At 68.5% G+C, this 20,607-nt stretch carries 17 protein-coding genes and 2 pseudogenes; 3 read left to right on the forward strand and 16 right to left on the reverse strand.

Features of this window, described 5'->3' with window-relative positions:
• The 3 genes and pseudogenes from A9310_RS13620 to A9310_RS13635 all read right to left on the reverse strand — a co-directional run.
• Positions 1-1,166 (reverse strand): SLC13 family permease (locus tag A9310_RS13620; RefSeq protein ID WP_254661258.1); only part of this gene is annotated, 1,166 nt, incomplete at its 3' end.
• Positions 1,150-2,253 (reverse strand): annotated as a pseudogene (gene dinB, locus A9310_RS25220) (DNA polymerase IV); the annotation flags it as partial. The pseudogene dinB and the gene A9310_RS13620, both read right to left, overlap by 17 nt.
• Positions 2,254-2,314: 61 nt before the next feature.
• Positions 2,315-2,743, reverse strand: a complete 429-nt coding sequence (locus A9310_RS13635; protein ID WP_065631095.1) for a YkvA family protein — start codon at positions 2,741-2,743, stop codon at positions 2,315-2,317.
• A gap of 83 nt (positions 2,744-2,826) precedes the next feature.
• Here A9310_RS13635 and A9310_RS13640 point away from each other — a divergent pair, with 83 nt between their 5' ends.
• Positions 2,827-3,663 (forward strand): class I SAM-dependent methyltransferase, encoded by an 837-nt coding sequence (locus tag A9310_RS13640; RefSeq protein ID WP_065631096.1) that lies wholly within the window; start codon positions 2,827-2,829, stop codon positions 3,661-3,663.
• Positions 3,664-3,776: 113 nt separating this feature from the next.
• Here the strand turns inward: A9310_RS13640 and A9310_RS13645 are convergent, their stop codons facing one another.
• From A9310_RS13645 to A9310_RS13700, 12 genes and pseudogenes are all read right to left on the reverse strand, one after another.
• On the reverse strand, positions 3,777-5,117 hold the full coding sequence (locus A9310_RS13645) for a carboxylesterase family protein (RefSeq protein ID WP_065631097.1): 1,341 nt from the start codon (positions 5,115-5,117) through the stop codon (positions 3,777-3,779).
• Positions 5,114-7,255, reverse strand: coding sequence for a cation-translocating P-type ATPase (locus tag A9310_RS13650; protein WP_065631134.1), 2,142 nt, complete (start codon positions 7,253-7,255; stop codon positions 5,114-5,116). The genes A9310_RS13645 and A9310_RS13650 overlap by 4 nt, the downstream gene beginning before the upstream one ends.
• A gap of 87 nt (positions 7,256-7,342) precedes the next feature.
• Positions 7,343-7,630: a DUF1490 family protein gene (locus tag A9310_RS13655; protein ID WP_058252919.1), complete on the reverse strand. Its 288-nt coding sequence runs from the start codon at positions 7,628-7,630 to the stop codon at positions 7,343-7,345.
• Between the two features lie 122 nt (positions 7,631-7,752).
• Positions 7,753-8,580, reverse strand: coding sequence for an alpha/beta hydrolase (locus A9310_RS13660; protein ID WP_065631098.1), 828 nt, complete (start codon positions 8,578-8,580; stop codon positions 7,753-7,755).
• A 34-nt stretch (positions 8,581-8,614) separates the two neighbouring features.
• A complete protein-coding gene (locus A9310_RS13665; RefSeq protein ID WP_065631099.1) occupies positions 8,615-9,451 on the reverse strand; it encodes an alpha/beta fold hydrolase in 837 nt (278 codons plus the stop codon).
• A gap of 145 nt (positions 9,452-9,596) precedes the next feature.
• On the reverse strand, positions 9,597-12,314 hold the full coding sequence (locus tag A9310_RS13670) for a fumarate reductase/succinate dehydrogenase flavoprotein subunit (RefSeq protein WP_065631100.1): 2,718 nt from the start codon (positions 12,312-12,314) through the stop codon (positions 9,597-9,599).
• A 7-nt stretch (positions 12,315-12,321) separates the two neighbouring features.
• Positions 12,322-13,098, reverse strand: a complete 777-nt coding sequence (locus A9310_RS13675) for an ABC transporter ATP-binding protein (RefSeq protein WP_065631101.1) — start codon at positions 13,096-13,098, stop codon at positions 12,322-12,324.
• Positions 13,099-13,121: 23 nt separating this feature from the next.
• Positions 13,122-13,979 (reverse strand): ABC transporter permease, encoded by an 858-nt coding sequence (locus tag A9310_RS13680; RefSeq protein WP_065631102.1) that lies wholly within the window; start codon positions 13,977-13,979, stop codon positions 13,122-13,124.
• A complete protein-coding gene (locus tag A9310_RS13685) occupies positions 13,976-15,415 on the reverse strand; it encodes an ABC transporter substrate-binding protein (RefSeq protein WP_065631103.1) in 1,440 nt (479 codons plus the stop codon). Before A9310_RS13685 ends, A9310_RS13680 begins: the two co-directional genes overlap by 4 nt.
• 83 nt (positions 15,416-15,498) lie before the next feature.
• Entirely contained in the window at positions 15,499-15,726 is a 228-nt protein-coding gene (locus tag A9310_RS13690) for a ferredoxin family protein (protein ID WP_010843879.1), read from the reverse strand.
• On the reverse strand, positions 15,723-16,415 hold the full coding sequence (locus A9310_RS13695; protein ID WP_083207377.1) for a GntR family transcriptional regulator: 693 nt from the start codon (positions 16,413-16,415) through the stop codon (positions 15,723-15,725). The genes A9310_RS13690 and A9310_RS13695 overlap by 4 nt, the downstream gene beginning before the upstream one ends.
• A 247-nt stretch (positions 16,416-16,662) precedes the next feature.
• Positions 16,663-17,115 (reverse strand): annotated as a pseudogene (locus A9310_RS13700) (alpha/beta fold hydrolase); the annotation flags it as partial.
• Between the two features lie 56 nt (positions 17,116-17,171).
• Between A9310_RS13700 and ilvD the strand changes: the two are divergent.
• Both ilvD and A9310_RS13710 read left to right on the forward strand, forming a co-directional pair.
• Positions 17,172-18,887, forward strand: coding sequence for a dihydroxy-acid dehydratase (gene ilvD / locus A9310_RS13705; RefSeq protein ID WP_065631105.1), 1,716 nt, complete (start codon positions 17,172-17,174; stop codon positions 18,885-18,887).
• A 130-nt stretch (positions 18,888-19,017) separates the two neighbouring features.
• On the forward strand, positions 19,018-19,284 hold the full coding sequence (locus A9310_RS13710) for a lipopolysaccharide assembly protein LapA domain-containing protein (RefSeq protein WP_065631106.1): 267 nt from the start codon (positions 19,018-19,020) through the stop codon (positions 19,282-19,284).
• 36 nt (positions 19,285-19,320) lie between these two features.
• On the opposite strand, the gene A9310_RS13715 is transcribed toward A9310_RS13710, so the two are convergent.
• On the reverse strand, positions 19,321-20,571 hold the full coding sequence (locus tag A9310_RS13715) for a triacylglycerol lipase (protein ID WP_065631107.1): 1,251 nt from the start codon (positions 20,569-20,571) through the stop codon (positions 19,321-19,323).
• Between the last annotated feature and the right edge of the window lie 36 nt (positions 20,572-20,607).

Below are 20,607 nucleotides of genomic sequence, written 5' to 3' on the forward strand. Positions count from 1 at the left end.
GGGCTGACGCCGAGCTTCAGGTACAGCGGCAGCAGTGCGGCCGTCGTGATGATGAAGGTCGTGGAACCATCGCCGTCGAGCGACACGACGCCGGCGAGCACCGCGGTTCCGACCACCAGGCGTGCCGGGTCGTCGTGCACCGCGCGGACGACCGCCCGGACCACCGGATCGAAGAGTCCGACGTCGATCATGATGCCGAAGAAGATGATCGCGAAGAACAGCATCGCCGCGGTGGGTGCGAGGTCTTTGATGCCGTCGGTGATCATGTCGCTGATGCCGAGGCCGGCACCGGCGAAGATCATGAACAGCACCGGGATGGCGACGATGTCGGCACCGAGGATGGCCAGCAGGGCCACGGTGAGTCCGGCATTCACCCAGAAGAGCTTGGGGCGCAGGGTTTCCCGATTGGGGTCGAGGACGCCCGAGAAGGATGCGTCGCGGTCGTCGTCATCGGCGCCCGCCACGGGGCGGCTGAGATCGTGATCGCCGGTGGGAGCGTCGTCGTAGGCGCCCGGGCCCGTTCCCCTCGAACCCGAACTGCTTGCCCGACGACCCTTCGGCGGCAGGCCGGTTCCGCCACCGGCGCCGACCAGCACCTCTTCCTTCGGAGCGAGGATCGAATCCCGGATCTCCAGCTTGCCGATTCGCCGGCGTTCGAGCACACCGAGGTGATAGGCGAAGAGCAGCACGACGACCAGCGCCGCCACCAGCGCGGGGACCATCGGGACGAAGACGTCGTTGGTGTCGATGTTCAGCGCACTTGCGGCGCGGGCGGTGGGACCGCCCCACGGCAGGATGTTCATCGTGCCGTTGGTGAGTCCGGCGACGACCGTGAGGACGACCGGGCTGACGCCGAGCTTCAGGTACAGCGGCAGCAGTGCGGCCGTCGTGATGATGAAGGTCGTGGAACCATCGCCGTCGAGCGACACGACGCCGGCGAGCACCGCGGTTCCGACCACCAGGCGTGCCGGGTCGTCGTGCACCGCGCGGACGACCGCCCGGACCACCGGATCGAAGAGTCCGACGTCGATCATGATGCCGAAGAAGATGATCGCGAAGAACAGCATCGCCGCGGTGGGTGCGAGGTCTTTGATGCCGTCGGTGATCATGTCGCTGATGCCGAGGCCGGCACCGGCGAAGAATCGTCGCGTCGAGTTCGTGGGCATGGTCGGTGTCGAAGGGAAGCGTCAGCTGGATGCTGTCGTGGTCGTCGAGGTTGGTCAGCGACAACCCGACCAGGGTGCATCCCCGTTCGCGAATGATCGGCATCGCGTCGGCGAGGAGGCCGCGTGCCGACGCCATGATGAGGTCGGTGCGGTCGGTGGACTCCAGCAGGGTGCGGGACCGGGTGGCGCGGGTGAAGTCGTCGAAGCGCAACCGCAGAACGATTGTCCGACAGACCCGTTCGGCCGTTCGGAGTCGTTTGCCCAATCGTTCGACGATCGCGGTGATGGTCGCCTCGAGGTCGGCCTCGGACTTCGGGCGTCGGCCGAGCGCGCGTTGTGAACCGATCGAGCTGCGTCGTTTGCCGGTCTCCACCCGACGCGGGTCCTGGGCGAGTGACAGCGCGAAGAGGTGCCGGCCGGCACCCGACCCGACGATGCCGCGCAACGACCGCTCCCCGAGGGCGGCCAGCTGGCCGACGGTCTCGACTCCTGCGTCGTGCAGCTTGGCCTCGGTGACCGGACCGACCCCCCAGAGTCGACGGACCGGGAGCGGATGCAGGAAGTCGAGTTCGGTTCCCGGCTCGACGATGAGCAGGCCGTCCGGCTTGCCGACGGCGCTGGCGACCTTGGCGAGGAACTTGCTGCGTGCTCCGCCGACCGTGATGGGGAGACCGACCTCCTCGCGGACGCGGCGTCGGATCGTCGATGCGACGTCGTGCGGCGTACCGCTGATCCGGCCGAGCCCCCCGACGTCGAGGAAGGCCTCGTCGACCGAGATCCCCTCGACCACCGGAGTGGTGTCGTGGAAGATGTCGAAGACCTCCCGACTCGCCTCCATGTAGGCCTCGAACCGCGGCCGGACGACGATCGCGTCGGGACAGAGTGCCCGCGCCTCGTGGCCCGGCATCGGCGATCGCACCCCGCGGGCCTTGGCCTCATAGCTCGCCGCGAGGACGACGCCGCCGCCGACGAGAACCGGACGGCCGCGAAGCGAAGGGTCGTCCCGCTGCTCGACCGAGGCATAGAATGAGTCGAGATCGGCATGCAGGATCGACGGATCCCGCCGTTCCCGCCGCTCGATGCGCATAGAACACATGTTCGCATGAGGGTCGGACATGCACCAGCGCGTCCGAGGCAGCCGACGCGAGCTATGGGCCCATCGGCTTGGTGGGGTCGTCGATGCCCGCCAGGCGGCGCACCGCGACCAGACCGTCGTCGCTGCCGGGCCAGTGGCGCCGGAGCGCATCTTGGCCGGCACGGCGGACGACCGAGCGCAGCGCCAACACCACGATGATCGCGTCGTCGGCGTAACCGAGGACAGGGATGAAGTCGGGAATCAGGTCGATGGGAAGCACCAAGTAGACCAAAAGCAGCACCAACCGGACGCGGACACCGCGGGGGAGTTCTCGGTCAGCGGCCAGCCGTCGCAGCAGTACGACGGTGTCGGGCAGTAGACGAAGGAGGTCTTTGGCCCGCAAACCGGGTGGGCGAGTGACGAGGAGAACGATCACCAGGATCACCCACAGCAACAGCACCCCACCTGCGACGGAGATCCCGACGGCGACGAGGCGTTCCATCAGGACGGCTCCGTTCTCTAGGCGAAGGGTGAGACGTCCGCCACTTTATCGGGAACCGTTGTCAACACGTCTACGCTGAATCCATGCCAGGACCGAGCATCGCCGAGATCTTCAATTCGACCAGTCCCGATTTCGACCTGGTGACTCCCCTCGTCTGGGGTCCGGCGGGCGAGACCCTCGTTGCTCGGGCACGGGTTTCGCTGGGCGATGAGGTTCTCGACATCTGTTCCGGCACCGGTGCCAGCGCGCTCGCCGCCGCGCGGGTCGTCGGACCCGACGGGCATGTCACGGCAGTCGACTTCGCCGCCGATCTGGTGGAGCGTGGCCGAACCAGCGCCTATGCGGCCGGTCTGCGCAACATCGACTTCCGGGTCGACGACGTGACCGCGCTACCCGGCCGAGGGCACGGCGAATACGACGTGATCACATGCGGTTTCGGCGTGTTCTTCCTGCCGGACATGGACGACTCGGTGCGCAATCTGCTGCCCCTGCTGCGCCCGGGGGGCCGTCTCGCCGTCGCGGTGTGGCACGACGACGCACTCTACGACTTCACCGGCGCCTACTTCGCCGAGGTCGCCCGCGTGACGAACACGCCGCCGCCTCCCGGCCCGCGCGCCCCGTCCGACGGATCGCCTCACCCCATCACGCGGATCGACACCGAGGAGAAGATCGTCAGGTGGCTCGAATCGCTTGGCGCAGAAGAGGTGTCCGCATCGGTTCTCGACCTGCGCGTACCACGGACCGACGAGTTCTCCTGGTCGATGGTCCTCGGCAGCGGGTTGCGCGGCGCACTCGCCGAGCTTGACGCCGACGCCGTCGAGGACGTGCGAGTCGGGTTCCTGCAGCGGCTGGCGAACGAGGGGATCACCGAAGTCGACTGCGACACATTGATTGCCGTGGGCGAACGACCGGCCGACTGATCTCGCGGCGCTTCCACCGCCGGGCGTCGACGGCTTCGCGCGATTGGGCTGCAGACGCCCAATCCGTGGTGTGACCGCGGGTACAGTCGCATTCGCGCTACGCGATCCCGCGGTCAGCGGAAGCGGATCAGGCCTGGCTCATCAGCCGGTGCGGTCCATCCGTCTCGCGCGAAGTCGGCCCAGATCCGGCGCAACGTGCGGCCGTCCTCGGCAGCCCGATCGGCGTCGTGGCCGGCAAGGATCGGGGCACCGGCCCAGATCTCCGGGGTTCCGAACAGCAACGGGATGTCGACGGTGTGCACGGCGCGCAGCGGGTGATCTGCTGCACCCCAGTCGATGACGTACTGCGCGGCCTTTCCTCCGGCGCGTCGGTGGCGTCGGGCGAAACGGTCGGCGGCCGACGTGTAGATGGCACGGGTGAGTTGCTGGACAAGACATTCGTACAGGCGGGTGCCGACCACCGGAACCGCGGGGAGCGACGACACCCCGTCGATCGCCGCGGTGAAGAACGCGGCCTCGCGGCTGCACCAGCCGATGAGGACCTCGACGTCCCGCGCTCGACTCGCCCAGACCCCGTCCACCTCGTTGTCGGGTGGCAGCGGGTGGTGACCATACTGTGGCCCAAAGGACATGAAGGCCGGAAAGCCATGTTGCAGAACCGCTTTGAGTCCCATCATCGACTCCTGGACGGCCAGGACCTCGTCGACGGTCGCCGACGCCGACACCTGGTGCGACGCAGCGAACATGTCCGCATGCAACCGCTCGCGACGTCGGGTGATGCCGAGCGGCGCACTCTGGATGATGGCGCGGCGGAACAGGCCCGTCACGCCGTCGGCCGCCATCAACTGTGCAACCGCGTCGCCGCCGGCTGACTCGCCGAAGACGGTGACGGCGTCGGGATCGCCGCCGAAGGACGCGATGTTCCGCTGAACCCACCGCAGGGCTTCGATCATGTCGAGGAGGCCGAGATTCGCCGGCCGACTGACACCGTCGCCGAGAAATCCGAACAATCCCAGTCGGTAGGTCACTGACACGACGATCACCCGTTGCTCGGCGACCAGCGCCGCCGGATCGTGGCAGGGCGCGTCGGCGGCGCCGATGATGTACGACCCGCCGTGAATCCAGACCATCACCGGGAGAGCCTCGTCGGGTCGACGGTCGACCGGCACCGTGACCGACACGTACTGGGCGTGCTCGTCGCCGACCATCTCGCCCAGCGCGGCATCGCCGAAGGTGTCGTGGACGATCCCCTCGCCGTTGCGCTGAGGACAGGCGGGCGACCACGAGGTCGCATCGATCGGCTCGTCGGCCGGCGGCTGCGGGGACGGAACCTCGAAGCGCGCCGCCTGCGCATAGCGGATACCGGTGGCGCGCACGACCTGTCCGTCGGTGCGAGCGATGATCGTCCCGGCCGGACACTCGAAGGTCGCGGTCGTCGTGGGTACCTCGGTCATGAGCGGGCGTCCCCGGCGGGCGCTGACGAAGCCGGTTCGACCTGATACCGGATGAGCCGAGAACTGTTGAGCACCACGGCAACCGACGAGGCGTTGTGCAACACGGCGGCGAGGACCGGTGAGAGCGCGCCGCCCGCACCGATCACCAGCCCCAGGGCGTTGACGGCGATCGACATCCCGTAGTTCTGGCGTATCACCTCGACGGTGTGCGAACCCAGATCCCGGATGTCGAGCAGCTTGCGCAGATCGTCCCCGGCCAGGGCGACGTCCGCGGTCTCGACGGCGACATCCGTGCCGGCCAGCCCCATCGCGATGCCGATGTCCGCGGCGGCCAGCGCAGGGGCGTCGTTCACACCGTCACCGACCACCGCGACGACGTGACCGAGGGCCTGCAACTCACGGACCACCGCGAGCTTGTCGTCCGGGGTGACCTCTGCGGCCCACCGCTCGATGCCGAGTTCGGCGGCGATGGTCGTCGCGGTGACCGGGTGATCGCCGGTGAGCATGGCGATCTCGGTGACCCCGTCGGCACGCAGCGCGTCGAGCACCTCACGCGCCTCGGGACGCAGCTCGTCGGACAGACTCACCAGACCGACGAGCGTGCCGTCGACGGCCAGCAGCAGCGGTGTCTCGCTCACCTGCCGCAAGCGGTCCACCCAGCCGATGACGTCGTCGGAGATCGCGACGCCGTGCCGGTCGAGGAGCGACGGATTACCCAGCAGGAGCACGCGCCCGTCTTCGGCGCGGGTGCGCATGCCGAGTCCGACGATGACTTCGCATTCCGCATGCGTCGGGATCTCGATGCGGCGTTCCTCCGTGGACCGGATGACCGCTTCGGCGAGCGGATGACGCGAATGGATCTCGGAGCTGGCCGCGTAGGCGAGGATCTGTTCGGGCTGCCAGTCGTCGGAGAAGGACACGACGTTGGTCACGACCGGGCGCCCGACGGTCAGCGTGCCGGTCTTGTCGAACACCACCGCCGAGATCCGTCCCGAAGCCTCGAGATGCGATCCGCCCTTGATGAGGATTCCGCGTCGCGCGCCGTTCCCGATGGCGCCGCTGATCGCGGTCGGTGTGGACAGTCCGACGGCACATGGACACGCGATCAGCAGCATCGTCATCGCTCGACGGAGGTCGCGCGTCACCAGCAGCGTCAGCGCCGACAACGCGAACGACGCGGGTACGAACCGCCGGGAGAAGTTCTCCCCGACCGTCTGGATGGGAGCGCGGTCGCGCTGAGCCTCCTCGACCCGGCCGATGATCCGACCGATCGAGGTGTCGTCGCCGACCGCGTGGGCCTCGATGACGATCCGGCCGGTGAGTACCACCGAGCCGGCCTGCACGCGGTCGCCGACGTGCTTGGTCACCGGGAGGTTCTCGCCGGTGAGCGCGGACTGGTCGACCACCGCTTCACCGTCGACGACCACCCCGTCGACCGCGACGGCGACCTGTTCGTGCACGATCACCGCGTCCCCGACGTGGAGCGCGTCGATGGCCACCTGCACCTCGGTGCCGTCGGCGAGGCGGACCCACGCCGTGTCCTGGGTGCCGCGGAGGAGGTCGGCGATGGCGCGGCGGGTGCGTCGTAGCGTGAGGTCCTGGAGGGACTCACCGATGTTGAGCAGCCACAGCACGGTCAGCGCGACCACGTTCTCGCGAAGGAGCAGGCTCGCGATCGTGGCGGCCGAGACCAGCGCATCGGTCCCGGCCCGGCCACCACGGAGCGAGCGGAGCGCGCCGCGGAGGAACGGGTAACCGGAGAAGATGGTGACACCGGTGGCGACGGTGCGCGAGGCCGGCCCGAGCAGCGGCGGGCGGCGGAACCCGTACCGTCGGAAACCCAGCAGGACCAGGGCTCCCGCGCCTATCCCCATGCGCAGCAGGTCGGCATTGGTGACGTCGGCCGAATGCGGTGCGCGGTCAGGAAGATTCGCGGGGTCGGCGTGAGTGGCCGCCGCGATCGCATGATCGATGGCATCCCGGTCGGTGTCGGCCCGAAACCATACGACGACCGAGGCGGTCCGCGGGTAGGCGTGCACGGCGCGCACACCGGTCACCCGGGCAACGCTCTCCTCGACGGCCACGGCACGACGTTCTGCGACAACCCGATTCGTTACCCGCAGCCACGGAACAGTCATGCGGACCCGGCCCGCCGCCGACGACCGGACGACGATGTCGGTCGGTGGCAGCTCGGGAGAGTACGTCGGCGCGGACGTGCTCACGATTCAGTGATCGTGGTCGTGGTCGTGTGCGACGGCGGTTCCCGGCGGTGTCGACTCCTCGCCCAGCCGTTCCTTCGCCTCGGCGACGATGTCGGCGGTGTTGAGTCGCACCGACTCGGCGACCTCCTCGGCCTTGCGTGTGCCACGGATACCCCACGTGGTCGCCACGACGGCTCCCTCACGCAGCGGGGCGCGTCGGGCGACGGTGCGTACGGCGTCGTAGGCGACGGCTCCGACGAAGCCGGTGGCGACCGTCGCGCCGGCCTTGGCGAGCAGTGCATGAAGTGCCATGTGGGGTCCTCGCTATCCGATGTGCTTGCACACGTGGTGACAGGACACCACGCTACAGGCGTACCGCAACTCACATGGTGTGGCCGCGGGTGCGGTTGTCGGACATGCGGTCCCGCTTATGTTCACGCCGGCAACGCTCCCCGCGCGGAATGTTCCTCCGCCCACCGGAGCGCGTGGTCGGCGACCTTCTCCCACCCCGGCTCACCGCAGGTCCAGTGCGACCGCCCGGAGAACTCGTGGTACTCGGTCAGCGCCTTGGACCGGCGGTACTTCTTCGCGTTCGACTTGTTCACCGCGGGCGGCATGATGTGGTCGGCCCCGCCGGCGATGAACAGCAGCGGTGCACGGTCGTTGCGCCGGTAATCCACCCAGGTCTCCTGATATCCCGGGGTGAGGTTTGCGAACACGCCGTACTTCCAGACCCACGATCCGGGCGCGGCGATCGCGTACCGGTCGTACACCGCGCGCGAGTCGTCGTCGTTCAGGGTGTTGGTGAAGGCGTAGTGCCACTCCTTCGGTGTGAAACCGGCCGCCTTGTGGCGGTTCGAGAAGCGCTTGAGGATCGGAAACAACGACTTCACCTGCGAAAGGGGCTGCGTCCGTACACCTTCGGTCGGCGCGGAGTTGATGGCGACCGCAGCCGCGCCGAGCCCGCGGTCGACCAGCAGCTGCGTGAGCACGCCACCGAAGGAATGCCCCATGATGATCGGCGGCGACGGCAGTTCGCGGATGATCCCGGCGAGGTGCTCGACCGTCGCGGGTACCGTCAGATCCGCGATCACGTCTGAGTTCTCCCTCAGGGACTCGACTTCCACCTCGAAGCCGGGGTAGGCCGGGGCGATGACCCGATACCCCTTGTCTTGGTAGTAGGTGATCCAGTCTTCCCAGGACCGGGGCGTCACCCACAGGCCGTGGACGAGGACGATGGTGTCGGGCGGCGGTGTGGTCATGTGCAGTCTCCGATTGTCAGGGCCCGGCGTGGGCTCAGGGGGCGGTGTAGGTGTCGAGGAAGGCGAGCAGATCGTCGTTGAGCTCGCCCCTGTGCGTGTCGGTGATCCCGTGGGGTGCACCGGGGTAGACCTTCAGCTCGGCGCCGTAGACCAGTTCGGCGGACGCCTTGCCGCCCACCTCGAACGGCACCACCTGGTCGTCGTCGCCGTGGATGACGAGGGTGGGGACGTCCACGCGTGCGAGGTCGCTCCGGAAGTCGGTGGCCGAGAACGCGGCGGTGCTTTCGTAGGTGTTGTGTGCGCCCGCCTGCGGGCCCTGTCGCCAGAAGGCATCGCGCATGCCCCGCGACGCATTCTGGCCGTCCCGGTTGTTGCCGAAGAAGGGCCCGTCGGCGAGATCGCGATAGGCCTGCGAGCGATCGGCGGTGGGTGCCGACCGGATGCCGTCGAACACCTCGATCGGGACCCCACCGGGGTTGTCGTCGGTCTGGAGCATGAACGGGGGTACCGCGGAGACCAACACGAGTTGCGCCACGCGATCGGTACCGTGCCGCCCGATGTACCGGGTGACCTCATCGCCACCCGTGGAGAACCCGACGAGCGTGAGCTCCTGCAGATCGAGATGCCGGATCAGCTCCGCGAGATCGTCGGCATACGTGTCCATCTCGTTGCCCGACCACGTCTGCGACGAACGGCCGTGTCCGCGACGGTCGTGCGCGATCGCCCGATACCCGTTGTGCGCCAGGAAGAGCTGCTGAGCTTCCCAGCTGTCGGCGTTGAGCGGCCACCCGTGGCTGAGCACGACCGGACGTCCGTCGCCCCAGTCCTTGTAATAGATCTCGGTTCCGTCGAGCGTGGTGACGTAGGGCATGGGTCCTCCGGTGTCGATGTGGGATCACCGTAGGAGGAAACCGGATCGCCGATCGTGTCGAGGCTGCACGGTTCTGTGCTGTCCGTGACGCGGACCGGTTGTGAAGGCGGTAATGGCTCGGCGCCGTGTGCCCGCGCAACGTCTCTCAGTGTGGGGCGAGCGAGCTCCGCAGACTCCGCCGGACCGCGGCCCGGACGTCGGCGTCCGGGTCGTCGGCGGCGCCCTCGAGGATCCGCCGGACCTCCGGATCGTCGCTCCACTCCGCGAGGGTGAGTGCGGCCGCCCGCCGGACGTCGTTGTGGACATCTGCGATCGCCTTCTCCAGCGCCGAGACCGTCGCCTCGTCGCGCGCGATCGCGAGCCCCCGCGCCGCACCGACGCGCACCTGCCATGCGGTCTCGCGTAACGCACGGACGAGGACCGGGCCGTCGACAGCGCCGTCACCCACGACCGCCATCGCGGAGAAGGCCGCGGCCCGGACGAGGGGATCGCGGTCGGCTCCGAGTGTCCGCACGACCTCCACACCACCGCCGTCGACCGTCGCGAGCCCGTCGGCCACCGCGATCCGGACCTCACGATCGGGATCCGTTGCCAGGCCGGCGATCAGCTCGGACTCGTCCCGTGACACCAGCGCGCGGATGGCCTCGATCCGGACGCGGTGGTCGGAATCCTCTGTGGCGGAAGCGAACAGGTCGACCCGATCGGCGCGCACGGCCCGCAGCAGGTCGACGACGGTCGCACGCACGACCGGGTCCGGGGACTCGGCGTGATTGGCGAGCGCGGACACGAACTCCGCGGTCGGATCGATGATCTCCACGAGTTCCCGCAGCCCCTGCGTCGCCGCTCCGCGGACCGGTGCCGCGGCGTCGGCCAACGCCCGGACCACGGCCATCTCGAACCCGTCCGGGGTGTTCTCGGTCAGCACCGCGATCGCGGTCCGGCGGACCGTCGGATCCGGGTCTGCCAGATAGCCGGCGAGATCGGCGGCGTGGGTCACCGCGGTTCCGAGCAGTTCGACGATCCTCGGTGACGCCGTTGCCGTGGACTCGTCCTTCCTCGTGGTCTCGCGCACCGGGCTCTCGACACCGCGGTAGCCCGGGCCCGTCCACAGGACAGGTTGCTCGATCGCGATCACCGTCCGGTCGGCCGGCGGGATGTGGTCCAGCCCCTCGACATAGACCAGGAAGGGTTCGACCGGCCGACCGAGGAACTCCATCGTGCCGTCGGCGGCCTTGCGGACGTTCAGGTGGTAGCCCCACTCGTCGTCCCGGCGCTCGGGCAGATCGGCACGCTCGTGATAGAGACCCCAACGACTCTCTGTGCGCGTCAACGAGCTCCGGGCCGCCAGTTCGGCGCAGTCGCGGATGAACGACACCTCCGCACACCGCATCAGTTCGTGCGGGGTCCGCCCGCCCATCTGCTCGATCTCCGAGCGCATGCGCTCGAAGGTCTCGATGGCGATGGCGAGCTTGTTCGACGTCTTCGGCGGCGCCACATAGTCGTTGACGAATCGGCGCAGCTTGTACTCCACCTGTGGCTGGGGTGGGCCGTCGGGGTGGGTCAGCGGTCGGTAGATCAGCTCGTGGGCGGCGCGCAGCTGGTCCATCGGCAGTTCCGCGGGCGCGGCCAGGTCGCGGGCGGTGTCGCTGGCGTGCTGACCGGTGAGCTCCCCGTAGACGAATGCGCCGATCATGTAGTTGTGCGGCACGCACGCGAGGTCGCCGGCCGCATACAGGCCGTCGACGGTGGTGCGTCCGTGCTCGTCGACCCAGACGCCGGAAGCGGAATGTCCACTGCACAGACCGATCTCGGAGATGTGCATCTCGATGTCGTGGGTCCGGTAGTCGTGTCCCCGGTTGCTGTGGAACGTTCCCCGCGTGGGTCGTTCGGTGGTGTGCAGGATCGACTCGAGCGAATCCAGCGTCTCGTCGGGAAGGTGACTGACCTTGAGATAGATCGGGCCGCGCGCCGACTCGATCTCGGACTTCACCTCCGCCATCATGTCGCCCGACCAGTAGTCGGAATCGACGAACCGCTCGCCGTCGGCGTTCACCTGATACCCGCCGAACGGGTTCGCCACATACGCACACGCGGGGCCGTTGTAGTCCTTGATCAGCGGGTTGATCTGGAAGCACTCGATGCCGCTGAGCTCCGCGCCCGCGTGGTAGGCCATCGAGTAACCGTCGCCGACGTTCGTCGGGTTCTCGTAGGTGCCGTAGAGGTATCCGGAGGCGGGCAGGCCCAGGCGACCGCACGGGCCGGTGGCGAGAATGACCGTCTTGGCTCCGATCTCGACGAACTCGCCGGTGCGCGTGTGCAACGCGGCCGCACCCACCGCGCGCCCGCCCGCGGTCAGGACCCGGACGGGCATCAGCCGGTTCTCGATCGTGATCTTCTCGCGCATGTCCCGCTTGCGCAGGACGCGGTACAGCGCCTTCTTCACGTCTTTGCCCTCGGGCATCGGCAGGACGTACGACCCCGACCGGTGCACCCGGCGGACCGCGTACTCGCCGTACTCGTCCTTCTCGAACTTCACGCCGTAGCGTTCCAGACGACCGATCATTGCAAAGCCGCGAGTCGCTGTCTGATACACCGTCTTCTGGTTCACGATGCCGTCATTGGCTCGAGTGATCTCGGCGACGTAACTCTCGGGGGTGGCCTTGCCGGGGATGACCGCGTTGTTCACCCCGTCCATCCCCATGGCGAGGGCCCCGGAGTGGCGGACATGCGCCTTGTCGAGCAGCAAGACCGACGCGCCGTTCTCGGCGGCGGTGAGAGCGGCCATCGTCCCGGCTGTCCCGCCGCCGATGACCAGCACGTCACAGTCGAGCCGACTCCGGTCGGCGATGTCTGGGATATCCACTGCCGGTTCACTTCTCCAATGCATCGAGGATGGTGCGGCGAAGCCGCCGGGTGGCGTCGTCCCCGCGGCGTTCCGGGTCGCGAGGGTGCGGGACGTCGACGGTGGCGCGGACGGTCTCGCCCGCACGGCCCAGTACGACGACCCGGTCGCCCAACAGCAGCGCCTCGTCGACGTCGTGGGTCACGAAGACCACGGTCGACGGGTGCGCCGACAGGGTCTGCAGCAGCAACCGCTGCATGGCGGTCCGTGTCTGCGCGTCGAGCGCCCCGAAGGGTTCGTCCATCAGAACCGCTCTCGGCGACCCGGCGAGGCCACGGGCGAGCTGCACGCGCTGACGCATGCCGCCGGACAACGACTTCGGCAGGTGGTCGGCGAAGCCGTCCAGGCCGATCTCGGTGATCCACTGCTCGGCCTGATCCCGGCGGTGTCGCCGCGGGACGCCGCGTAATGTCAGCGCCAGCAGTATGTTTCCGCGTACCGTCCGCCAGGGGTGCAGCGCATCGTCCTGGAACACCATGGCCCGATCCCGCGACGTGGTGACGACCGGGTCGCCGTCTGCGAGGATTCGACCGCCTCGGACCGGCAGGAGACCCGCGATGGCGCGGAGGATCGTGGACTTCCCGCACCCGGACGGTCCCGTCAGGACGACGATCTCGCCGGCGCCGACGACGAGGTCGAAACCGTCGATCACCGTCGAGTCCCCGTAACCGATCCGGATGTCCTCGAGATCGAGTCGCATCGCGGCGACCGAGTCCGCCGTCAATGCCGTTGTCGTGGGGGGCATCGTCGCTCCTGCCGTCGTCGGGGTCATCGTTGCTCCTGCCCTCGCGGCAGCCAGCGGGTGACCCGCCGACCGATCACCTCGATCAGCCCCGACGTCAGTGCGCCGAGCACGCCGATGGTCAGCATGCCGACGAACACCTGCGGGTAGTCGACCACCGTGTACGCCTGCCACGTCCGGTATCCGACCCCGAGCCGGCCGGAGATCATCTCGGCGGAGATGAGGCAGATCCAGGCGACGCCGACCCCGACCGACAGCCCGCTGAACACACCCGGCGCGATGCCGGGCAGGATCACCCGGAGGACGACGTCTCGACGGGTGCCGCCCATCGTCCGCACCGAGTCCTCCCAGATCGTGGGCAGCGCCCGGACGGCATGGCGGGTCGCAACGAGGATGGGGAAGAACGCCGCGGCGAAGGTGATGAAGACCATGCCGGCCTCGTCGGTCGGCAACACCAGGATCGCGACCGGTACCAGGGCGATCGCTGGGATCGGACGGAGCACCTCGGTGAGGGTGCCGACCGTGAGTCGCGCTGTCCCGGAGCGGCCGAGGGCGATTCCCACCGGGATGCCGACGCAGACCGCCAGCGCGAATCCCGTACCGATCCGGATCAGCGACTGGCCGAGATCCAGGTAGTACTGCTCGGTGCCGAGAGCTGCCCAGAACGCATGGCCGACGTCGGTGAGCGAGGGAATGGTGTCGAACCTGGCCCACAGAACCACATCGTGCGTGGTCAGCAGCTGCCAGACGACACCGGCCACCACCAGGACCAGTATCCGGACTCCCCAGTGCCAGTATCGGTTCGACCCGTCCGGGGTCCGGGCCGGCACCGAATCGGTGGCCGTGTCGTCGACGGCGACCGATCCGATCGTCGCGGTGGTCATGACACGACTCCGGCAAGTGCCTGCTCGTACGTCACGTCGACGGCACCGGGATGCGTCGCGCGGTACTGTCGCGCGCTGTCGGTCGTGGTGAACGCGACGTACCGGTCACCCTCCCGCAGCCACACCGCCTTGTCGGCGAACCAGCGGGTCCCGAGCTGCGGGTCCGAGATGTAGGCGGCCCGGACTTCCTGCCCTTGTCGTCGAGCCTGTGCGACCCCGCGCAGCAAGCAGGTCGGATCAGCGGCGGGCTGGGTCCGCTCCTGTCCGCGCAACCAGATCTCACCGGCGGTCGCCGGGTCGACCGCGACCCCGCAGACCGGGTCGTCACCACGAGTGACGGAAGCATTGCCGCTGCGGCTCAGGGCTTCCGAGTAGTCGACGCCGGCCGCGGCGAAGGTCTCCTGCAGCGGCCCCGGATCGACGAAGGTGTCCAGGTCGATCTCGTGGGGGAAGCTGCCGATGGACTTCAGGTAGGGGACGTCGTTGCGCAGCGCCTCGACGAGGCCCGACTTGATGGCCGGATTGAAGTCCGTTCCGCCCGGGCCGTTGTAGAGGTAGACGACCTCGGCCGGGAGACCGCTGTTCTCCGCGACGAGTTCGGCGGCGGCGAGCGGGTCGCGGGTCAGGGACTCGGTCGAATCGAGCTGCGCGCGCAGGAAGGCCTGGACCACGTCCGGGTTCTCCTGCGCGTAGGCAGATCTCGCGACGACGCCGTGCAGGGTCGGAACCCCGAGCTGGGCTCCGTCATAGAGCAACCGAGCCTTGTCCTGGAAGACCAGGAGTCCGGGCCAGGCCACGAACTGGGCCAGGGCATCCGCCTTGCCCGACTCGAGCGCCGACGCGCCCACCTGCGGCTGTTGGTTCTGCACCTGCACCCCGGTGGTGGGGTCGATCCCAACGCGGTCGAGGGCCTGCACGAGCGTCCCGTGACCGGCCGATCCGACGCTGGCCGAGATTGACTTCCCGCGTAGATCGGCGATCGTCGTGGCCGGTGAATTCTGCGGGACCACAACCATGTTCAGCGAACCCCGCGGGCTGGATCCCGTGACCGACAGCATCTCGGTGCGGGTCTTCTCCTCGGCACCGGCACGGGATCCGTTGATCAGCAACGGATAGTCACCCATCGACCCGATGTCGATCTTGCCCGCGATCATCCCGGTCGTGATCGGCGCGCCGGTGTCGAAGTCCTGCCACTCGACCGTGTACTCCTGGCCGGTCCGCTCGGTGACCGCGGCGAGCCGCTTCTCGAACTGACCTTCCGCGCGTAGCAGGGTCCCGGCGGTCACCGTGTTGATCGTCTTCGACTGATAACCGACGACGACCCGGATGGCGTCGGTGTCACCGGTGTCCTCCAGCGAGCAGGCGGCACTGCCGAGGGCGACGGCGAGCGTGACGGTGATCGCCGCCAGTTGTCGGGATCGGAGACGTGTTCTCATCGGACGTCCTTTGGGCTGGGACCATGGGCATGGGTGATCGCCGCCGGTTGCGTTGCAGTACCGGCGTTGTGGGGCAGGAGATTTCAGCGGAGCAGATAGGGCATGTTGACGGTGACCGCACCCGTCGGGCATCGGACCGCGCACGGCCCGCAGTACCAACACTCGTCGACATGCATGAAGGCCTTGCCCGATTCCGGGTTGATCGCCAGCGAGTCGAGAGGACAGACCTCGACGCAGAGGGTGCAGCCCTCGATGCACAGCGATTCGTCGATGGTGACCGGCACGTCGACCCGGTTGTTGACCTGACTCATGAGCCGGCCGCCTCGCGTCGGGCGGTGCTCCGCAGACAGACTCGGTCACTGCGCATCCGGATGTACTCGAGATCGACGGGGCGGCTCTCGTGCGCGAGATGGGTCAGTCGTTCGAGCAGCAGCAGCGAGGTACCCGAACCGATCTCGAGATGCGCCGCCGAATGCGGGTCGGCGTCGACGGCCTCCACCGTCATCGTCGCGTGTCCGAGGGGGCCGTCGGCGATCTGCTCGAGAAGCGTGAACACGTCGTTGTTCTCGAGGTCGTGCTCGAGCAGGGGGATGCCGAGGTCCGGCACGAGATACGTGATGTCCAGGCTGATCGGCTCGTCGTCGAGGTAGCGCAGCCGTTCGATGTAGACGGCCTGCGCGTCGGCGAGTTGCAGCCGTCTCGCGACGGCGCGGGGGGCATCGACGAGGGTGGCGATCTTGACCGTGTTGCGCACCTCGCCGTGCATGCGGAATGTCTCTTTCAGTCCCTGCAGTGCATCGAGTCCATGATCGAGTTTGCGAGCCACGACATGGGTGCCGACCCGGGGCGCGCGCTCGATCAGTCGTTCCTCGGTGAGGATCGCGAGTGCATCGCGGATGGTGTTGCGGGAGACGTTGAAGTCGGCGATGAGGGTGCGTTCGTCGAGCGAATCGGCGAGGTCGCCGTCGTGGATCTGTCGCCGGAGCACGTCGGCGACCATACGGGCGTTGTCCGCCCGGAGCCGTCCGGCTGCTGTGGTCCTGAGCTGCATGAATGGCACGATAACGCGATCGGGCCGACCCCGGAATGCCTGTGGGCGGCGCTGCTCGCGGCCCGGGGCGAATGCGCCACCGGCGGTACGCCGTGACCTGCGGCCCGCGCTCGGCCGCAGGTCATTGCGCCACCCTCGTCGGCCTCGGTCCGATTAGAATCACCGCGCTCACAATGCGGGGACGGACACCCGGGGGTCAGCGCGGTTGCGTCGCGTCGACCGCTCGGAGCACCATCCGCGAGACCGCGTCGGGGCGAGAGACCAGTGAGGCGTGCGAGGCGTTGACCTCCGCGGTGCGCCCGGGTGCGGCTCGTCCGGCCAGGAATCGCTGCAGCGCCGGTGGGATCACCCGATCCTGCTGCGAGACGAGGTACCAGCTGGGCACCCGTGCCCACGACGGCGGTCCGGACGGTTCCAGGTTGGCGCGGAGCGCGGCGGATTTCTGGTGGGCGAACATGTCGGCGGCGACCGCGGGCGACACGTCCTGCGCGAAGATCTCCCGGAAGTACGGGCGCGCGATGTAACCGTCGACGTTGCGTCCGGCCACGCCGGTCGGGTCGTTCTCGACCACCGTCAGCTGCAGGGCCGGCGGAAGGAGCCGGCTACCGGGATAGGTGATCGGGTTCAGCAGCCCCTGGACGAACTCGCCCGTGGTGCATCGGGTGTTCCGACCACTCGCCGGCGATGACCACTACTCTTGCCCTCATGACCAAGCGAACCGAACCGGACGCCGAGATCGACATCAAACCGCGTAGTCGCGACGTCACGGACGGCTTGGAGAAGACCGCGGCCCGCGGCATGCTCCGCGCGGTGGGCATGGGCGACGACGACTGGGTGAAACCGCAGATCGGCGTCGGGTCGTCGTGGAACGAGATCACGCCCTGCAACCTGTCGCTCGACCGGCTGGCCAAGGCGGTCAAAGAAGGCGTGCACGAGGGCGGCGGGTACCCGCTCGAGTTCGGCACCATCTCGGTCTCCGACGGCATCTCGATGGGTCACGAGGGCATGCACTTCTCGCTGGTGTCCCGCGAGGTGATCGCCGACAGCGTCGAAACCGTCATGAGCGCCGAGCGCCTGGACGGTTCGGTCCTGCTGGCCGGTTGCGACAAGTCCCTGCCCGGCATGCTGATGGCCGCGGCCCGACTCGACCTCGCGTCGGTGTTCCTCTACGCCGGGTCGACACTGCCCGGATACGCGACGCTGTCGGACGGCAAAGAGCGTCAGGTGACCATCATCGACGCCTTCGAGGCGGTCGGGGCGTGCTCGCGCGGACTTATGAGCCGGGAGGACGTCGACACCATCGAGCGCGCGATCTGCCCGGGTGAGGGTGCGTGCGGCGGCATGTACACCGCCAACACGATGGCCAGCGCGGCCGAGGCACTGGGGATGTCCATCCCGGGCAGTGCCGCACCCCCGGCCCCGGACAAGCGTCGCGACCAGTTCGCCCGCCAGAGCGGGGTCGCCGTCGTCGAGATGCTGCGCCGCGGGATCACCGCGCGCGACATCATGACCCGCGAGGCCTTCGAGAACGCGATCGCCGTGGTGATGGCGTTCGGCGGCTCGACCAATGCGGTGCTCCACCTCCTCGCCATCGCCAACGAGGCCGAGGTCGAACTGTCGCTCGACGACTTCATCAGCGTCGGCAGCCGGGTTCCGCACCTGGCCGACGTCAAGCCGTTCGGCCGGCACGTGATGACCGACGTCGATCGCATCGGCGGTGTGCCGGTGGTGATGAAGGCACTCCTCGACGCGGGCCTCCTGCACGGCGACTGCCTGACGGTGACCGGATCGACGGTCGCCGAGAACCTGGCGCACATCGCGCCGCCGGACCCGGACGGCCAGGTCCTGCGGGCCACGAAGTCGCCCATCCATCCCACCGGCGGCATCACCATCCTCAAGGGATCGCTGGCCCCGGAGGGCGCGGTGGTGAAGTCCGCAGGCTTCGACTCCGATGTGTTCGAGGGCACGGCACGGGTTTTCGACCGCGAACGCGCCGCGATGGACGCGCTCGAGGACGGCACGATCACCGCCGGGGACGTCGTCGTCATCCGGTACGAAGGCCCGAAGGGCGGACCGGGCATGCGGGAGATGCTCGCGATCACCGGCGCCATCAAGGGCGCGGGTCTCGGCAAGGACGTGCTCCTGATGACCGACGGCCGGTTCTCCGGCGGCACCACCGGTCTGTGCGTGGGTCACATCGCGCCGGAGGCCGTCGACGGCGGACCGATCGCTCTGGTCCGCGACGGCGACCGGATTCGGCTCGACGTCGGCCGCGGTCTCCTCGACCTCCTCGTCGACGACGACGAACTCGCTTCGCGCGCACAGGAGTTCACTCCCCTGCCCCCGCGGTACACGCGCGGCGTGCTGGCGAAGTACTCCAAGCTCGTCACCTCGGCGTCGCAAGGGGCGGTCTGCCGCTGAGCGCGGTACCGGTCCCGCTGGACCCCTTGAACCCCGGTGCCGGCGTCAGGTTGCGGTTTGTCCCGGATTGCGGGACAAATCGCAACCGGATCTCCGGTGACCGCCGTCGAATGCGCCTACAGTCTCTGGCATGGCCAAAGACCGTGGCACCCCGAAACCCACCACTGGGAAATCGTCCGCGCTGTCGAAGGTGTCTCTGCCGCAATGGATTGCGCTTGGACTGACCGTTCTCGCGGTGGTCTTCATCGTGCAGAACCGGACCACGGTGCGCATCGACCTGTTCTGGGTGAGTGTCGAGTCCCCGCTGTGGTTCATCCTGGCCGTGGTCTTTCTCGTCGGATGGGTCGTCGGCGTACTCGCCGCGCGCGGACGTTACCGGCAGCGCCGTCCGCACTGAGTTCGACGCCGCTTCGTCGGCGAAACCCGCGCGGTCTCACGACGATCGCCCGGGCGGCAGCTCCTTTCGCGGGATGAGGTGGCCGAGCAGCCACTCGTAGATCGCGTCGTCGTTCAGCAGGGTGAAATGGTGTGCGTTGCCGATGTGGAACCCCTCCTGGAACTTCAGCCCGCGACGCTGCCGCGTGTGCTGCCCGCGCCCACTCGGCGCGAGCACCAGGCCGTCACCCAGCAGACGCCCGACCGGGTGGTCGGGGTCGCGGGTGATCGTCGCGGTGACGAAGAGATGGCGAGCGCCCGCCAGCAGCGGCACGTCGGCGCCGGGCGGCTGCGACCACGCGTCCGGGTCGTGACCTATCCAGTCGTCGTCGGTCAGGCTGCCGTGGAACAGGTCCCGCACCCCGGCACTCCGACGACGCAACAATGAGCCGATCGGGCGGGTGACCGGCGTCCGGTTCAGCGCATTCGTGGCCAGGTGGACACCGCGGGCGAGTGGAGCCCCGAGGTGCGGCGTGCCGAGGCACACTGTCTCCGACACCAGGCCCGTCCAGTAGTCGCCGCGCTGATCGGCTGCGTGGCAAGCACTTCGGACGACCAGCCCACCCATCGAATGGCCGATGAGGGTCAGTCGTGTCACCGGCGTCGGCCAGAGCAGGACGAGTGCGTCGAGAAGGTCGGCGAGGGCGCGGCCGTTCTCGCTGATGTGGCGACCGGTGTTGTAGCGGACCTGGACCTCGGTGGCGCCGATGTCGTCGGTCAGCCGCTCGCCGTATGTGGGTTGCTCACCTAGAGACCACGCGAACTCCGACTCCATCAGGCCGTGCAGGAACACGACGACGTGTCCACCCGCGTCGGGGAAGCCATCGCGGAGCGACTCGGCGTCGAGGGAGACCGGCCAGCCGTCGACGCGGATCGACATGTCGGCCGTGAGGGGCGAGTGCACGGTGTCCAGTTCATCGCCGATGAGACCGTTGAGAATGCCGAGGAGCACCGCGCCTCGAGTAGTATGCGAGGGCGCGCGGCCCTCCGACCAGGGCACATGGTCCGCAGCCGACCGGCCGGCGTCGAGGGCAGCGGTGATCGAGTTGTACGTCCCCTCGCTGACGGCGTCATGCACCATCCGCGCGGTGTCGACGGAACTCCCCAGGACAGGCCGGAGCATCCGGAAGACGCCCCCGGCGATGACGCGGTGCATCGCTCCGACGCCGCGCGTCGCAGCGCCGGCCTCGTACAGCCCGAGGTCGGTGAGCGCCCGCAGCTCGGACTCACGCGTGGTCGTGGCGGTCATGCCCCGAGTGTACAGATGTGCACTCAATCTGGGCGG

The sequence above is a fragment of the Gordonia sp. UCD-TK1 genome (assembly GCF_001691435.1).
GTDB classification, from domain to species: domain Bacteria; phylum Actinomycetota; class Actinomycetes; order Mycobacteriales; family Mycobacteriaceae; genus Gordonia; species Gordonia hongkongensis.